15 protein-coding genes are annotated in these 16,683 nt (G+C 70.4%); 7 read left to right on the top strand and 8 right to left on the bottom strand.

The window, feature by feature from the left end:
- Positions 1-2 precede the first annotated feature (2 nt).
- From M3Q35_RS20240 to M3Q35_RS20225, 4 genes are all read left to right on the top strand, one after another.
- Positions 3-419 (top strand): GNAT family N-acetyltransferase, encoded by a 417-nt coding sequence (locus M3Q35_RS20240; protein ID WP_273943484.1) that lies wholly within the window; start codon positions 3-5, stop codon positions 417-419.
- Between the two features lie 55 nt (positions 420-474).
- Positions 475-3,393 carry an AfsR/SARP family transcriptional regulator gene (locus tag M3Q35_RS20235; RefSeq protein ID WP_273943483.1) on the top strand — a complete coding sequence of 973 codons (2,919 nt, stop codon included), beginning with the start codon at positions 475-477 and terminating at the stop codon, positions 3,391-3,393.
- An 84-nt stretch (positions 3,394-3,477) separates the two neighbouring features.
- A complete protein-coding gene (gene nagB, locus M3Q35_RS20230) occupies positions 3,478-4,257 on the top strand; it encodes a glucosamine-6-phosphate deaminase (protein WP_273943482.1) in 780 nt (259 codons plus the stop codon).
- Positions 4,258-4,444: 187 nt separating this feature from the next.
- Positions 4,445-4,861: a GNAT family N-acetyltransferase gene (locus M3Q35_RS20225; RefSeq protein ID WP_273943481.1), complete on the top strand. Its 417-nt coding sequence runs from the start codon at positions 4,445-4,447 to the stop codon at positions 4,859-4,861.
- Here the strand turns inward: M3Q35_RS20225 and M3Q35_RS20220 are convergent.
- Positions 4,858-5,697, bottom strand: a complete 840-nt coding sequence (locus M3Q35_RS20220; RefSeq protein ID WP_379794359.1) for a PhzF family phenazine biosynthesis protein — start codon at positions 5,695-5,697, stop codon at positions 4,858-4,860. The two genes, M3Q35_RS20225 and M3Q35_RS20220, sit on opposite strands and share 4 nt — an antisense overlap.
- Before the next feature lie 188 nt (positions 5,698-5,885).
- Here M3Q35_RS20220 and M3Q35_RS20215 point away from each other — a divergent pair, with 188 nt between their 5' ends.
- The 3 genes from M3Q35_RS20215 to M3Q35_RS20205 are packed head-to-tail and all read left to right on the top strand — an operon-like array spanning position 5,886 to position 10,331.
- On the top strand, positions 5,886-7,211 hold the full coding sequence (locus M3Q35_RS20215; protein ID WP_273943479.1) for a hypothetical protein: 1,326 nt from the start codon (positions 5,886-5,888) through the stop codon (positions 7,209-7,211).
- On the top strand, positions 7,208-8,185 hold the full coding sequence (locus M3Q35_RS20210) for a glutamate ABC transporter substrate-binding protein (protein ID WP_273943478.1): 978 nt from the start codon (positions 7,208-7,210) through the stop codon (positions 8,183-8,185). The genes M3Q35_RS20215 and M3Q35_RS20210 overlap by 4 nt, the downstream gene beginning before the upstream one ends.
- Before the next feature lie 4 nt (positions 8,186-8,189).
- Positions 8,190-10,331 (top strand): serine/threonine-protein kinase, encoded by a 2,142-nt coding sequence (locus M3Q35_RS20205; protein WP_273943477.1) that lies wholly within the window; start codon positions 8,190-8,192, stop codon positions 10,329-10,331.
- A 59-nt stretch (positions 10,332-10,390) separates the two neighbouring features.
- On the opposite strand, the gene M3Q35_RS20200 is transcribed toward M3Q35_RS20205, so the two are convergent.
- From M3Q35_RS20200 to M3Q35_RS20170, 7 genes are all read right to left on the bottom strand, one after another.
- Positions 10,391-11,857 carry a hypothetical protein gene (locus M3Q35_RS20200; RefSeq protein WP_273943476.1) on the bottom strand — a complete coding sequence of 489 codons (1,467 nt, stop codon included), beginning with the start codon at positions 11,855-11,857 and terminating at the stop codon, positions 10,391-10,393.
- Positions 11,854-12,204, bottom strand: coding sequence for an NAD(P)/FAD-dependent oxidoreductase (locus M3Q35_RS20195; protein WP_273943475.1), 351 nt, complete (start codon positions 12,202-12,204; stop codon positions 11,854-11,856). Before M3Q35_RS20195 ends, M3Q35_RS20200 begins: the two co-directional genes overlap by 4 nt.
- A 74-nt stretch (positions 12,205-12,278) precedes the next feature.
- Complete coding sequence (locus M3Q35_RS20190) at positions 12,279-13,499, bottom strand: NAD(P)/FAD-dependent oxidoreductase (RefSeq protein ID WP_273943474.1); 1,221 nt, start codon at positions 13,497-13,499, stop codon at positions 12,279-12,281.
- Entirely contained in the window at positions 13,499-13,831 is a 333-nt protein-coding gene (locus M3Q35_RS20185; protein ID WP_273943472.1) for an Rv1678 family membrane protein, read from the bottom strand. Before M3Q35_RS20185 ends, M3Q35_RS20190 begins: the two co-directional genes overlap by 1 nt.
- Positions 13,832-13,869: 38 nt before the next feature.
- Positions 13,870-14,382: a TQO small subunit DoxD gene (locus M3Q35_RS20180; RefSeq protein WP_273943471.1), complete on the bottom strand. Its 513-nt coding sequence runs from the start codon at positions 14,380-14,382 to the stop codon at positions 13,870-13,872.
- A gap of 48 nt (positions 14,383-14,430) precedes the next feature.
- Positions 14,431-15,438 (bottom strand): LLM class flavin-dependent oxidoreductase, encoded by a 1,008-nt coding sequence (locus M3Q35_RS20175; RefSeq protein ID WP_273943470.1) that lies wholly within the window; start codon positions 15,436-15,438, stop codon positions 14,431-14,433.
- Positions 15,439-15,489: 51 nt separating this feature from the next.
- Complete coding sequence (locus tag M3Q35_RS20170) at positions 15,490-16,632, bottom strand: permease (protein ID WP_273943469.1); 1,143 nt, start codon at positions 16,630-16,632, stop codon at positions 15,490-15,492.
- Positions 16,633-16,683: the final 51 nt, after the last annotated feature.

Genomic DNA, 16,683 nt, shown 5'->3' with positions numbered 1-16,683 from the left:
GCATGGACGAGCCCGTGATCGCCGAGGAAAAGTCGCTGGACGAGCTGTTGCCGCTGTACCAGGCCGTCGGCTGGACCGCGTACACCGCCGACCCCGATCTGCTGCGCGCGGCCGTCGCCGGTTCGTCCTATGTGGTCACCGCCCGGCTGGCCGGCCGCCTGGTCGGCCTGGCCCGGGCCATCTCGGACGACGCCACCATCTGCTACCTCCAGGACGTACTCGTGCACCCGGAAGCGCAGCGCCGCAACATCGGCCGCGCCCTGGTCAACGCCGTGATCGAGCGTTACGCCGCGGTCCGCCAGAAGGTGCTGCTGACCGACGACGAGCCCGCGCAGCGCGCCTTCTACGAGGCCCTCGGCTACGCCGAGATCCGCGACTTCGGCCCGGGCACACTGCGCGCTTTCGTGCGCTTCGACTAGCGCCGCAGATCGCATACAGTACGCAGGAGGCAGCATCCTGCGGACTGGAGGGCACGTGCAGATCGCGCTGCTCGGCGAGGTCCGGGTGACGGTGGGCGGCCGGGACGTGCCGCTGGGACCGCGCCAGCGGCGGCTGATGTTCGCGGTGCTGGCCTGGCAGGTCAACCAGGTCGTGCCGCTGGCCCGCATCGAGGAGCTGGTGTGGCCGGACTCGCCGCCGAGGCGGGCGGCGCACGCGATCCAGGTGGGGGTTTCGGACCTGCGGACGCGGCTGGCCGGCCTGGGCGTGGAGCTGGAGACGCACGGCGCGGGCTACCTGCTGCGGGCCGACCCGCTGCTGGTCGACGTGCACCGCTTCACGGCCCTGGTGGCCAAGGCCGGCTTGGCCGACGACGAAGAGCGGGTGGGCCTGCTGGGCGAGGCGCTGCGCTTGTGGCGGGGTCCAGCGCTGGCCGACACGGCGGAAGACGCGACGCGGCAACGACTGTGCGCCGGCGCGGAGGAGACGCGCCTGGTGGCGATCGAGGACCGCGCCGCGGCGTTGCTGCGCCTGGGCCGGCACGAAGACGTGATCGACGAGCTGACCGAGCTGGCCGCCGAACACCCGGCGCGGGAACGGCTGGTCGGCTGCTTGGCCCGGGCTCTTGCTGACGGGGGACAGGCCGGCGAGGCGCAGGAAGTGTTGCGGCGAACCAGGAACTGGCTGGCCGATGAGCTGGGGATGGATCCTGGCACGGAGTTCCGGCAGTTGGAGGCCGAGCTGCGGCTGCCGTCGATGCTGCCGCCCGTGACCGGATTTTCCGGACGGGACAAGGACATCGCCAAACTGGACGCGGCGACCGGCGGCGATGGCCTGGCCGTGCGGATCGGCGCGATCGTCGGCACGGCCGGCGTCGGCAAGACGGCCCTGGCCTCGCACTGGGCCCACCTGCGCCGCGACCGTTTCCCCGACGGGCAGCTCTACCTGGACATGCGTGGCTACTCCTCCGATCCGCCGCTGAGCGCGGAGCAGGCGCTGCTGCGGTTCCTGCGCGTGCTGGGCGTGCCGCCGACCGAGCTGCCGACGGACCTGACCGACGCGACCGGGATGTTCCGAACCCGGTTGACCGGCAAGCGAATTCTCGTCGTGCTGGACAACGTCGCCGGCGTGGACCAGGTGCGGCCGCTGATCCCCAACGACCCGGGTTGCGTGGTGGTCGTGACCAGCCGTGAGCGCCTGGACGGGCTGGTCGCCCGGGACGGCGCGATCCGCGTGCCGCTGGACGTGCTGACCGCCGATGAGTCAGATGCCCTGCTACGCAAGGCATTGGGCAATCGGGCCGATCCGGCGCTGGCGCTGGCCTGCGCGCATCTGCCGCTGGCGTTGCGCATGGCGGCAGCGCATCTTGTCTACAATCCACAGAAGACGGTCGACGCCTACATCGCGGAGCTGCGGTCCGCCGACGGTATCGAGGGTGCGGTCCGGACGGCCTTCGATCTGTCCTATGGCGCCCTCAAACCTCAGTATCAGCGCCTGTTTCGCTTGCTGGGTCTGCTTCCGGGGCCGGACGTGACGGCCGAGGCGGCCGCCGTGTTGGCCGATTGTGATGCACCCGAGGCGGCCCGTCTGCTGGACCAGCTCGCCGCCGCACATCTGCTCACGCAGCACGTGCAAGGCCGCCGGTATTTCCTGCACGACCTGCTGTCCCGCTACGCCAGAGAACGCAGCGTCGCCGAGGAAAGCCCCGATGAGCGCGCCGCGGCGGTGGACCGCCTCACCCGGTTCTACCTACAGACAGTGTCCGACGCTGTCGAGCTGCTCTATCCCTACATGCTCCGGCTGCCAAGGGATTCACAGCAGCCGTCACGGTTCACCGAGTGGGCCAAGGCGCAGGCTTGGCTGAACGCGGAGCGGGCCAATCTGGTCGCGGCCGCAGTGCACGGCCCGCGGCCGACCAGCTGGCTGCTCGCCGACGCACTGCGCGGCTACTTCTACCAGACCCGAGAGTTCACCGACTGGTTCTCCGTTGCTGGGGCAGGACTTGTGGCGTCCACTGAGGACGGTGATCTTCGTGGGCAGGCGGCGATGAACTTCAGCCTCGCGCTGGCCAACCAGGCCCGCAACGACTACCAGCCGGCGACCGAGCACTATCTTTCCTCCCTGCGGCTGTCCGAGGCTGCCGGCTGGGGTGCGGGCGAGGCGTCGGCTTTCATCAACCTGGGGCTGATCGACGAGGTCCGTGGCGACCTGAGACAGGCCGCTGAGCGCTACACGCAAGGCCGGGAGCGGAGCAGCCGGGCCGGCGCGCGTCAGCTGGAGGCGGCGACGCTGGTCAACCTCGGTGCCGTGCACGCTCAACTGGGCCGGTTGATCGACGCCGAGCGCAGCCTGTTCGCCGCATTGGAGATCAACCGCGAGCTCGGCTCCCGTCAGGGCGAGGCCGACGCGCGGTACTATCTCGGCGCGGTGGCCGGGCTGCGCGGCCGGTTCGACGACGCCGAGGCCCAGGTGACGGCCGTGCTGGCGTATTACCGGGAGATCGGTCGGATTCAGGACGAGGCCGAGTCGCTGGCCCTGCTGGCCCGGATTCGGTGCGAGGCCGGCCGGCATGCCGAGGCCGCGGCCGACGCCCGTGGCGCGATCGAGCTGGCCCGCCGGACCGGCGACCAGCACACCGAGTGCGGCGGTCACGTCGCCCTGGCCAACGCCCTGCGTGGTGCCGGCGCTGTCGAGGAGGCCGCCGCCGAGTTCGACCGTGCCCTGGTCATGGCCGACGTCGTCGACGCCGCGTACCTCACCTGCACGGCGCTCATCGGCAGCGCCGAAACCCGTCATGACCTGGGGGAACACGACCGGGCCGTGGCCGAGGCCGTGCAGGCCCGTGACATGGCTCGCGCCGCCGGCTACCGCCTCTTGGAGGGCATGGCCCTGGCCGCCGCCCGCGACGACGCGGCCGCCGCCGTCTTCGCGGAGACCGGGTACCTGCGGGGATGAACGTGTCCCCGCGCACGTTCTCCTACTGGCCGGTCACCGTTACGATTGGTCTGAACCATTGGATCGAGTCGTCGGGGGCCACAGATGGAGATCGTGATCGTGCCGGACGCGCCGGCACAGGGCGAGCTGGCCGCGGCGGCCATCGCCGACCTGGTCGCGCGCAAGCCCGACGCGGTGATCGGGGTGGCCACCGGCTCCACGCCGCTGCCCGTCTACCAGGCGTTGCAGCGACGTCGTGAGCAGGGGTTGAGCCTGGACCGGGCGCGGATCTGCCAGCTCGACGAGTACGTCGGGCTGCCCGCCGGGCACCCCGAGTCCTACCGCGAGGTCGTCCGCCGCGAGGTGCTCGACCGCCTCGGCATCGGCGACGACCGTTTCATGGGCCCCGACGGCTCCGCCGCCGATGTCGTGCAGGCGTGCGCCGACTACGAGCGGACCCTCGCCGCGGCCGGCGGCGTCGACCTCCAGCTGCTCGGCATCGGCACCGACGGTCACATCGGCTTCAACGAGCCCATCTCATCCTTCGGTTCGCGGACCCGCGTCAAGACCCTCACGCGGCAGACCCGGGTCGACAACGCCCGCTTCTTCGCCAGCCTCGACGAGGTGCCGCAGCACGTGCTAACCCAGGGCATCGGCACCATCATGGAGGCCCGGCACCTCATCCTGCTGGCCACCGGCGAGTCCAAGGCCGAGGCCGTGGCACTGGCCGTCGAGGGCCCCCTCGCCGCCATCGTGCCCGCGTCGGTCCTCCAGTTGCACCCGCATGCCACGGTCATTTTGGACGAGGCCGCCGCCAGCCAGTTGAAGCTCGCCGACTACTACCGCTCGACCTACGCCACCAAGCCGTCCTGGCAAGGTATCTAGAAGCGAGGCCCCGCCGACGTTTCGCCCGGTTGGCGGATTTCGCCCGCCGCCACCCGACGCGCCCACTCACCAAGCCGATGCGGCGGGCTAAATTCGGCAAGGGCGAGGCGTCGGCTACCCGGGGGCCGAGCCGCGACGCCGGAGGCGGCGCCATGACACTGTCAGACCTCATCGTTACGTTCGGGGCATGGACATTTTCGTCACCGACAGCCCCGAACGTGAGCACATCGAGCTGATCGACGCCGGTCTGGACGAGTACAACCTCGCCCAGGCCGGCGTCGTCGACCATCGCAAGCTGGCGGTCCTGGCCCGGGCCCCGGACACCGGCGAAGTCGTCGGCGGCCTGATCGGGCGGACCAGCCTCGGCCTGCTGTTCGTCGAGCTGCTCTACCTGCCGGCCGAATACCGCGGCACGGGCCTCGGCGCGCAGCTCCTCGCCGCTGCCGAGCGGGAAGCCGTCAACCGAGGTTGCCGCACCGGCGTCCTCTACACGATCAGCTTCCAAGCCCCCGACTTCTACGTGAAACAGGGCTGGCAGGTCTTCGGGGAGGTGCCGACCGACAACGGAATCAGCCGGGTCTTCCTGTCGAAGACCCTCGGCTAAACAATCCGAGTCGCGGTGCCGCTGACGGTCACGCGCGGGTCGGCCGGGTCGAGGTCGACGGTGAGCAGGCTGGGCCGGCCCATGTCCTCGCCCTGCCGGATTGTCAGCCGCACCGGTTCCGACACGCGGCCGGTGGCGAGCAGGTAACCGCCGAAAGCGGCGGCGGCCGCGCCGGTGGCGGGGTCCTCGACGACGCCGCCGACGGGGAACGGGTTGCGGGAGTGCCACACGGTGTCGGACTCCGGCCAGACCAGCTGGACGGTGGTCCAACCGAACCGGGTCATGATCGTGGCCAGGCGGTCGAAGTCGTAGCTCAGGGACGCGAGCCGCGAACGGGAGGAGAGCACGAGAACGAGGTGGTGGTTGCCGGCGAAGGCGACATGGGGAACGTGCTGGCCGGACAGGTCGGCGGTGGACCAGCCGAACGCGACCAAGGTGTCAGCGATCTCCTCGGGGGTGGCCTCCCGGGACGAGGTGGGCACGCTGGTCAGGCTGGCCCGCACGAGACCGTCGTCACCGAGGGTGGTGGTGACGGGGATGTCGCCGGCCACGGTGTGGAACAGCAACTGTCCGTGACCGTCCCGTTCGGCCAGAGCGACGGCGGCGGCGATGGTGGCGTGCCCGCAGAAAGCGACCTCGGCCAACGGGCTGAAGTAGCGCACCCGGTAGCCGGAAGGAGCCCGCGTGACGAAGGCGGTCTCCGAATAGCCCACGTCGGCGGCGATCTTCTGCTGGTCGGCGTCGTCCAGCCCGGTGGCGTCCAGCACCACGCCGGCGGGATTGCCGCCATCGGGCGTGGTGGTGAACGCCGCGTAGCGCAGCACGTCACTGGTCATGCCGGTCATTGTCTCTTATCTAGACCAATCGGGTCCGTTAATACCCCGTCATCCTGCGCCAACCAGGTGAGGAGAACCACACCCAGGGGCAGACATGTGGTGCCCGCTCTTCGATTCGGGTAGCGCTACGCGACCACACGATCGATAGTCGACATGGGAGGACGCCAGTGGGAGAGGGGTGATCGCCGGTGGCCGGTGTGATCACCCGGGCCGCGGCCCTGCCGCGTGCCCCGATCCGCCTCTGGCGGGTGGCCCGCAAGCTGGTCCGGTCCACGCCGGGACGGCTGGTCGGCATCGCGGCCGGCCTGGTCGTGCTGGCCATCGTCGTGGGCATCGTGACCTCCAACGGCGTGCAGGCCAAGGGCGACGACGTGCGGGACCTGGCCACCAGCGCGGAACCGCTGAGCGTGGCGGCGCAGGACATCTACCGGGCCCTCCAGGACGCCGACGCGACGGCGTCGAGCGCCTTCCTGGCCGGCGGCATCGAGCCGGCGGCGACCCGCCAGCAGTACCTGGCCGACATCGCGCAGGCGACCTCGGCGCTGACGCTGCAAGCCGGCACGGAGATCGCCCCGGGCGCCCTCGAGACGCTGTCCAGCCAGCTGCCGATCTACACCGGACTGGTCGAGACGGCGAGGGCCAACAACCGGCAGGGTTTCCCGGTCGGCGCGGCTTACCTGCGCGAGGCGTCGAGCCTGATGCGGGCCAAGCTGCTGCCGGCGGCCGAACAGCTGTACAAGGCCGAGAATGCCCGTCTCACGCAGGAACAGGACGCGGCGACCTCGTTCCCGCTCGGCCAGATCGTGCTGCTGCTGATCACGGTCGGCCTGCTGTTCGCGGCCCAGTGGTACCTGCTCGGCGCGACCAACCGCCTGGTCAACACCGGCCTGCTGGTCGGAACGGTCGCGGCGGTGATCGGGCTGCTGTGGACGGCCGCGGCCATGACCGCCGTGACGTTGCATCTGGACAGTGCCAGAAGGGACGGTTCGGACCAGGTCGCCGTGCTGGTGCAGGCCCGGTTCGCGGCGGTGCAGGCACGGGCCGACGAGACGCTGACGCTGGTGGTGCGGGGCAACGGCCAGAGCTACCAGACCGACTACCTGACCGCCGCCAACCGGCTCGGCGGACGTGACGGCTCGGAGGGGCTGCTCGGGCAGGCCCGGCAGCTGGCCACCGACCCGACCGTCCGGACCTCGCTGGACAACGCGATCAAGGCGCAGCAGGCCTGGATGTCGGTGCACCGCCGGATCCGCGAGGCCGACGACGCCGGCCAGTACAACCAGGCCGTGCAGTCCAGCATCGGCGCCAGCGCCGGCAGCAGCGGCACGCTGTTCGCCGACTTGGACAAGAACCTCGTGTCCGCATTGGACACCGCGCGCACGGCCTTCAACAGCCAGGCCTCGGCCGCCGACGCGGCGCTCACGCTGCTGCGGCCCGGACTGATCGTCATCGCGGTCGTGATCGGCGTAGCCTCGGGGTGGGGAATCTGGCAGCGGTTCAGGGAGTACTGGTGAGGGCGGCGGTTGCGATGACCGCGCTGGCGTTGGTGCTGGCGGGGTGCGGCTCCACGCTGCCCGCGCAGCCGGTCGACAGCTCGTCCACCGTCACCGTGCCGGAGCCGCCGGGCCTGGGCGGCTCGCCCGCGCCGACCACCGGCAGCAAAGCCCCGGGCGACACCTGCGACGCCACGGCCAGCCTGCGGCCCAGCGGCCCGCTGCCGCCGCCCGGGCAGATGCCCGAGGGCTCCACCATGGCCGACATCGTGCAGCGCGGCCGGCTGATCGCCGGCGTCGACCAGAACACGTTCCCGATGGGCTTCCGCAACCCGGTCACCGGCCAGGTCGAGGGCTTCGACGTGGACATGCTGCACGCCGTGTCGCAGGCGCTGTTCGGCGACCCGGACCGGATCCAGTTCAAGGCCATCACCTCGGCCGACCGGATTCCGGTGCTGCAACAGGGTCAGGTCGACATCGTGGCCCGCACCTTCACCATCGACTGCGCCCGGGCCGCCCAGGTCGGCTTCTCCTCGGTCTACTTCTCGGCCGGGCAGCGGGTGCTGGTCGACGCCAACTCGACGGTGCAGGACATCGGCGGCATGGGTGGCAAGAAAGTGTGCGCCACCAAGGGATCCACCTCGCTGGACGCGCTGACCAAGGTCGCCTCCAAGCCGCTGCTGGTGTCGGTGGACAACTGGACCGACTGCCTGGTGCTGATGCAGCAGGGCCAGGTCGACGCCACCTCCACCGACGACACGATCCTGGCCGGCCTGGCCGCGCAGGACCCGTACACCAAGGTGGTCGGGCCCCGCTTCGCCGACGAGCCGTACGGGCTGGCGGTGCCCAAGACCGACACCGACTTCGTCCGCTTCATCAACGCGGTGCTGGAGAAGATCCGCGCCGACGGCACCTGGACCGCCGACTACAAGCACTGGCTGGGCGACCGGCTCGGGCCGGTGCCCGCCCCGCCGACCCCGCGATACCTGGACTGAGGACATGCCGACCGAGCAGTGGGACCCGACCGCGACCGGCCTCGCGCCGACCGGTCACACCGACTCGCACTGGCGGCCGTCCAGCCAGGGCTCCAGACCGCTGACCGGGCCGTCGCTTGGCCGTGGTGGCCTGGGCGCCGGCCTGGTCGAGGTGCCGCGCGTGCCCTACCGGGACCCGTCGACGGCCGTGCTGGACGACCCGGTCGTGGCCGAGAACAAGCGGTTCTGCTCGCACTGCGCGTCCCGCGTCGGCCGCAGCGACGACGGCGTGCCGGGGCTGACCGTCGGCGTGTGTCCCCGTTGCGGCACACCGTTTTCCTTCGTGCCGAAGCTGACGCCGGGCGAGGTGCTCGGCGGCCAGTACGAGGTGCTGGGCTGTCTCGCCTACGGCGGCCTCGGCTGGATCTACCTGGCCCGCGACCACAACGTCAACGACCGCTGGGTCGTGCTCAAGGGCCTGATCGACACCGGTGACCCGGCGGCGATGGCCGCGGCGGTGGCCGAACGGCGGTTCCTGGCCGAGGTCGAGCACCCAAACATCGTCAAGATCTACAACTTCGTGCAGCACCCCGATCCCGACACCGGCACCATGGTCGGCTACATCGTGATGGAGTACGTCGGCGGCGATTCCTTGCGGGAGCTGGCCTACAAGCGCCGCCGCCCGGACCGGCGCATCGAGCCGATGCCGCTGCCGCAGGTGATCGCGTACGGGCTGGAGATCCTGCCGGCGCTGGGTTATCTGCACGGCGTCGGCCTGCTGTACTGCGATCTCAAGCCGGACAACGTGATCCAGACCGACGAGCAGCTCAAGCTGCTGGATCTCGGGGCTGTGCGGCGGATGGACGACTTCGAGAGCCCGCTGTTCTTCACCGCCGGCTACAGCGCGCCCGAGCTGGGCCGGCGCGGGCCGTCGGTGGCGTCCGACCTGTACACGGTCGGCCGCATGATGGCCGTGCTGAGCTTCGAGTTCCCGGAGTACCGCGGCGCCCGCAAGCACAGCCTGCCCGGCCCGGACGAGGTGCCGCTGTTCGAGATCTTCGAGTCGTACCACCGGTTTCTGCTGCGGGCCACGCACGAGAAGCCGGAGCAGCGGTTCCACTCGGCCGAGGACATGGCCGAGCAGCTGGTCGGCGTGCTGCGGGAGGTCGTGGCCATTGGCGGCGAGCAGCCGCCGCCGCGACTGTCGCACCTGTTCAGCACCGAGCGCCGTCCTTTCGGGCCGCGCGACGAGCTGCTGGCCCCCGAGCCACACGAGGTCGCGGTCGCTTTGCCGGTGCCGCAGGTCGACGCCGGCGATCCGGCCGCCGGTTTCCTGGCGACGGTGACCGGCGTCAATCCGAAGGCCATGTTGCAGAGCCTGGACAACGCCCCCATGGTCACGCCCGAGGTGTTGCTGCGTCGGGCTCGCGCGTACATCGATCTGGAGGACCTGCCGTCGGCCATCGGCGCGCTGGACGAGGCCTCTGAGGACGTGCCGGGGGACTGGCGGGTCAGCTGGTACCGCGGGCTGGTGGCCATCGCGCAGTCGAAGCCGAAGGAGGCCAAGGTCGCCTTCAACCAGGTCTTCGACCGGCTGCCCGGCGAGCCCGCCGTCAAGCTGGCGCTGGCGGTCAGCGCCGAGCTGTGCGGCGATCATGGCGCAGCCGCAAGGTATTACGAGCTGGTGTGGCGCACCGACCACGGGTACGTCAGCGCCGCCTTCGGGCTGGCCCGGACCCGGCTGGAGCAGGGGCACCGGTCGTGGGCCGTGGAGATCCTCGACACCGTGCCGGACAGCTCCAGCCAGTACCTGTCCGCGCAGATCGGGGCCCTGAAGGTGCGGATACGGGACCGGCGGCCGGCCGAGCTGACCGTGGCCGACCTGCTGGAGGCCGGCAACCGGCTCGACCACCTCCTGCTGGACGTGCAGAAACGCACCAAGCTCATCGCCGACGTGCTCGGGGCCGCGTTCGACTGGGTGCTGGCCGGCAAACCCGGCGGCGACAACGGCGTGACCACCGTGCTGGGGGCCGAGCTCACCGAGCGGGGCCTGCGCTTCGGGTTGGAGGAGTGCTACCGCACCCTGGCCCGCCTGGCCAGCTCCGTCACCGAGCGGGTGGCCTTGGTCGACCGCGCCAACGCCGTCCGCCCCCGCACTTTGCGCTAGCAAACGTCACATGCGCGTCATACTTGCCTCCCTGAGGCACATCCGGACCGCATGTGCCATCAGGGGCCGGTGCCGACGAGGATGGGGATGATGAGGGCGATGAGGACGGTGAACACCCACATCGCGGGGGCGGCGCCGCGGATCTGGTCGCGGCGCGCGACGGTCTGCTCGGCGACCACCTTACTGCGGGTCTGCCACCAGGGATTGGCCCGCCGCTCGAGCCGGTGGTAGACGGCGCCGAGCGCCGCGCCGTAGGCCAGATGTCCGACCAGGGAAGGGAATCCGGCGGCGATGCCGGCGGCGCTCCAGTCGACGGGGGTGCCGGTGAACAGCGGCAGCAGGGTGAGATTGCCCAGCGTCCACCAGAAGAAGCCGTACGACAGGCCCCAGCCGATGCCCGAGGTCAGGTCGAAACTGCGCCGCCGGAACAGGATCGCGTACGAGATGCCGAGGATCTGGGCGATCACCATGTGCACGACGAAGCCGGCCACCGCCGAACGGGAGCCGATCATCTGTGCCACCAGAGGGAATTCCCCGACGGCCAGCATCACCACGGTGAACACCAGGCCGCCGGCGATGCCCGACAGCGCCCCGTAGCCCAGCGCCCGCAGGCCCTGCTTGCCGGCGGCCTCGGTTCGTACCAGCCGGATGTCGTCCGTGAACAGGACTTTGGCCAACAGCCCGAGCCAGGTGTACCCGACGGCGATCCCCGCGCCCAGCAGGACGTAGGCCGGCATCAGGTGGGCGTCGCGAGCGGCGGCCTGCTGCGACCAGTCCAGGGTGACGGTGAAAAGTAACGGTTCAACCGTTAGCGCGGCGAACACCCACCAGGCGAAGCCGTACACCGTGCCCCGGACCAAGGCCGGCCCCGTGCTCTCCGGCGACGCGATGAGGGCGTAACCGGCGCCGGCCAACAGTCCCTCCCACGGCAATCCCAGCACCAGGCCGACGGCCAGGCCGGTGATCAGTCCACGGAGGACCATGCCGCGCGAAGGCTTGCGCCAGAACGGATCCGTGTCCTGTTGCAGGACGACGAAGGCGATGCCGCTGACGGCCCCGTAGAGCAGATGCCCCATCAGGCTGGGCAACAAGGCCTGCGCCCCGGCCAGGTCCCACGCCACCGGCTTGCCCAGGAACAAAGGCAGCAACGTCTGCGGCCCCAGGAACCACCAGAAAGCCCCGTAGATCAGGCCCCAGAACACGGTCTCACCGGCTCGGGCCCGCTGTCGCGAGATCAGCAACCCGAAGCCGACGCCGAGGATCGTGGCGATCACCATGTGCACGGCCAGTCCGGCGACCACGTTGTCGGTGTGCACGATGGAGGCCACGGTGGCCAGCTGCCCCTGGATCGCCATGGTGCCGGCGAAAGCGGCCCCGCCGGCCAGCCCGGCCAGCGCGCCAGAGATGGCGGCATCACGGGCTTTCATCGCCCGGCCGAGCTGGCTCGTGCCTGCGGCGGCCTGCGCGCGGCCGATGCTCGTGCCTTCGGCGGCCTGCGCCCGGCCAACCTCGCCGGTGCCCTTCATTGCGCCCTCACCTTCGAGCGGCGCGGCGCGGCGGCCGTCACCACGATGTCCCGTGGGAACACCAGATCCAGCGTCCAGTCGAACAACACCCGGAGCTTCTTCTCCACACCCGGCAGCTTCGACAGGTAGATCCCCCGCCACAGCAGCCACGCCACCAGCCCCGCGAAGCGCCGACCGCGAATCTCCGCCGCGGCCGTCCGGTGTCCCAACGCCACCAGCACGCCGATGGTCCGGAACCGGAACTCGACCGGCGCTCGGCCGGCCACGAAGGCGGCGACATTGTCGGCGACCGTGACGCCCTGGCGGAGGGCGTGCTGGGCGGTGGGCGGATGGAAACCCCCGTCCACAGTGGGAATCCGAGCGCAGTCGCCGACGGCCCAGACGTGCTCGAAGCCCTCGACCCGCAGCGACGTGTCGGTGGTCAGCGAGCCGAGCAGGGAGTGGGCTTGTTGCCGGCGGTCCAGACGAACGTGCGGGTCGGGATGAGCTCGTCGTTCTCCAACCGGACCAGATCCTCGGCGGCCTCGGTGACGCGCAGGTTCAGCCGATGCTCGATGCCCCGCGCCGCAAGGCGTTCCATGGCGTACGCCGCCAGCTCGGGCCCGAGCTCGGGCAGGATGCGGCCGCCGGCGTGCACCAGCACGAAACGGGGTTCCGACGGCTGGATGCCGGGGTAGTAGTGCGACACGCCGTGTACGAGGTCGAACAGCTCGGCGATCATCTCAGTGCCGGCGAAGCCGGCCCCGGCCACGACAAACGTCAGCAGCTCGCGCCGGGTCCGCGGATCGGTCTCGCGGTCGGCGGCCTCCAGCAGCCGCAGCACGTGGTTGCGCAGGGCGACGGCGTCGGCGAGGTTCTTCAGCGGGAACGAATGCTCGGCCACGCCAGGCAGGTCGAACGTGTGCGGCACCGAACCGACGGCCAGCACGAGATGGTCGTACGAAAGGACTTCTCCCGATTCCAGCACGACTTCCCGGCCAACCGGATCGACGCGGTCGACCCGGCCGTGGTGAAACGTGGTGTGCGCGGCGGCGGACCGGATCGGGGCGCTGATGTGCGCCGGTTCCAGGGCCCCGGAAGCGACCTCGGCCAGCATCGGCGTGAACAGCAGGAAGTTCGAATCGCTGACCAGCGTGACATCGAGCTTCGCACCGCGCAGCACCAGACGCTCGAACCGCTGCGCCGCGGCAACACCGGCGAATCCGCCGCCCACCACGACAATTCGCGCCCGCTCGACCGAATCGCGCCGCTCGCGCGCCTTGAGACTCCACACCCCGGCGACAAAATGCAGCAGCAGCCCCGTAAGTGCGCCGTGCAGCACATTGCCGACCAGTTCCGGATACGTCTTCGCCGCCGCCGCGGCCGACCAGGTCGGCAGCTCGCCGTGGAACAACGGCTCCAACGTCAGCGAGAACACCAGCCAGCCCAGCGTTCCCAGCAGCACGCCGGCCGACGCCGTCATGGCCAGACCCTGCCGCGAACCACGGGCCACCGCGCTCAGCACCAGGCCGATGACCAGCGCATACGCCGCGAACGCCAACCAGCCCGGGAACGCGGTGACCATGTGCTGGGTCGCCATCAGCACCCCGACCGGCAGCGCGGCCGCCAGCCCGGCGACCGCACCCCATCCCAGCTGCTCCATCAGGCGGTCTTCTCCACCCAGCCGATGGCCGTCAGACCGATACCCCCACCCAGTAGCAGCGACACCGTGGACAGGTCGCCGCCCAGGGTGTTCTGACCGCCGATGACCAGCTCGACCAGCTGGAACAGGCCCGCGATCAGCAGGCCGACGCCGGCGATCAGCACCAGCGACCGGCGCTCGTGCCAGCCGCCGGTGACCGCCGCCGCGGCCAGGGCCAGCACGACGAGATAGCCGGGGACGCCGAGGCCGATCATGTGCCACGGCAGGCCCCGCGGGATCGCCAGCAGCGTGGCCAGTGCGAGGCCGACGCCGATTCCGACGGCGAGTTTCATGCCCACTCCTTGATTTACGCGCGACGGAGTCGTTCAGTTCAGGATGCGAGCAGCAGCCACTTGTTGCCGTTGGCCTGCCAGCGGGGACGCAGCACGGCGTCGACACCGCCGAATCGGCCGGCAGCGGTGGCCAACACGGCGAAATGGGCGACGAACATCAGCGCATAGGACCAGAACCACTCGCCGGGCACATAAAGGGCCGACAGGGTGATGACCAGCGTCTGACCGATACCGACTACGGCCCAGAATCGCGTGGCGAAGCCGACGACGAGGAATGCGCCGAGCAGGATCTCCACGGCCAGCGCGAGCGCCCCGAACAGCGGGAAACCGGGCAGCACGACGTGCTGGACCAGCCAGGAGAAGGGCGGGAGAACGGGATGGTCGACGGCGTCCTGGGTCCACATCCGCAATCCGCCGTAGTTCGGCGGCTGCGGCGACTTCCAGGACACGTTCTGCACCCACAGCATTCCGGTGATCACCCGCACGGCCGTGATCAGCCAGCGGGTGAGCCGGGTCGAGGTCTGCACCTCATGCGCCACCGATATCACCATGGAACGATTCCACCGCGCCATCGGTGGCGCTCACAAGACAATAGGTGCTTACGAACCGCGAACGGCCTTGGTCAGCAATTCGTAAGAACGCAGCCGGTCATTGTGGTCGTGCACCATGGTGGTGACCATCAGCTCGTCGGCCTGCGTCGACTCCAGCAGCTCGGCGACGCGGGACGCCACCGTCTCCGGCCCGCCGATGATCATCGACCGGGCCCGGTCCTCGATGAACAGCCGCTCCAGGTCCGTGTACGGGTAGGCCGCGGCCTCCTCCGGCGACGGGAACAGCCCCGGCCGCCCGCTGCGCAGCCGCAGGAACGACAGCCCGCTCGGGCCGGCCAGATAGCGGGCGTGCTCGTCGTCATCGGCGGCCACCACCGCGGCCGCGACCATCGCGTACGGCTGGTCCAGCACGGCCGACGGCCGGAACGCCTCGCGGTACAAAGCCAAGGCCGGCAACGTGTTCTCGGCGCTGAAGTGGTGCGCGAAGGCGAACGGGATGCCCATCAGGCCGGCCACCTGGGCGCTGTAGCCGGAGGAGCCGAGCAGCCACAGCGGCGGCTTGTTGCCGGGCGCGTTGACCGCGACCACCTTCTGGTCCGGCGCCGGCTCCTCGAAGTAGCGCAGCAGCTCGGCCAGCTGCTGCGGGAAGTCGTCGGCCGACAGCGGCCCGGTGCTGCGCCGTAACGCCTGTGCCGTTACTCCGTCGGTGCCCGGCGCGCGTCCGATGCCCAGGTCGATCCGGCCCGGGTGGAACGCCTCCAGCGTGCCGAACTGCTCGGCGACCACCAGCGGCGGGTGGTTGGGCAGCATCACGCCGCCCGACCCGACCCGGATCGTCTCGGTCGCCGCCGCCACCTGCCCGATCAGCACCGCCGGGGCCGAGCTGGCGACGCCCGGCATGTTGTGGTGCTCGGCCAGCCAGTACCGGTGATAGCCCAGCCGCTCGACGTGCCGGGCCAGGTCGAGGGTGTTGCGCAGCGCCTGCGCGCTGGTCGAACCCTGCGACACCGGGGCGAGGTCGAGTACGGACAGGGGCACACCACTGGCTTCGGTCACGTTTGACGTCAACGCCGTGCCGTCGTGGGTTAGTCCCACGGTAGAGCCACGTCACATGTGGTGGTGGTCGTGCTCGCCGGCGTCCGGCGCGCCGCCCATCATCTTCAGCATGTCCCGGCCGCCGGACCGGAAGAACCGCAGCACCAGGGCCAGGCCGAGCAGGGTGAACACGATGTTGAGCCAGGTCGTGTAGTTCCAGCTGATGCCGGCCTCGACGATCCGGGCCGAGCGGTCGGTCGGGGTCAGGCCGGTCACGCCGAACAGCAGCTCGACCAGGTAGCCGGCGCCGACGGTCGCGGCGAAGAAGGTGCCGAACACGAACAGCGCCATCCGGGTGCCGTAGTACTTCCGGTAGATGTTCAGGATCGGCAGGATCATCAGGTCGGCGAAGACGAACGCGACCACGCCGCCGAAGCTGATGCCGCCGGACCACAGCACGGCGGCCAGCGGCACGTTGCCGATGGAGCAGACGAAGCTGAGGATCGCCACGATCGGGCCGACGATCGGCCCCCAGATCGCGCCGAGCACGGGGTGGTCGGCCAGGAAGAAGCCCTGCCAGAACGAGTCCGGCACCCAGGCGGCGACCGCGCCGGCGATCAGCAGGCCGATCACCAGGTCACGCAGGATGGCCGCCCACTCCATCACGAACACGTGCGACACCGCGGTGAAACCCTGGCGGGACAACAGCTTCTGGCCGTTGAGCGACATGTCCATGGCCGCGTGGCCTTCCATCGAGCCGGCGATGCCCTTGTCGGCCTGCGTTCGCGCCGCGGCCACCAGCCGTGAGCGCAGGAACAGCCGGAACAGCAGGGCCAGCAGCACGATCATGATCGGCCCGCCGACGAACTCGGCCACGGTGAACTGCCAGCCCAGCAGCAGGGCCAGGATCACGCCCAGCTCGACGACCAGGTTGGTGGAGGCGATCTCGAAGGCCATCGCCGCGGTGAAGTTCGCGCCCTTGCGGAACAGGGCCCGAGCCAGCGCCACCGCCGCGTACGAGCACGAGGAGGACGCCGCGCCGAGGCCGGCCGCGATGGCCAGTGAGCGCGGCGAGTCGGTGCCGATCAATCTGACCACAGTGGACCGTCGCACCACCGCCTGCACCACCGCCGACAGGGCGAAACCCAGGATCAGCGCCCAGAGGATCTCCCAGGTCATCGATCCGGCCATGGCCAACGCATCCACGATGAACATGTCCGGAGCATACCCCCTGGGGGTAATTCCGCCAGTCCGTCGACCCCTAGG

Origin of the sequence: Kutzneria chonburiensis, from assembly GCF_028622115.1 — a bacterium.
In the GTDB taxonomy this organism is placed as follows: Bacteria; Actinomycetota; Actinomycetes; order Mycobacteriales; family Pseudonocardiaceae; genus Kutzneria; species Kutzneria chonburiensis.
The sequence above is the reverse complement of the archived record's forward strand: the minus strand, read 5'-3'. Positions and strand labels throughout refer to the sequence as shown.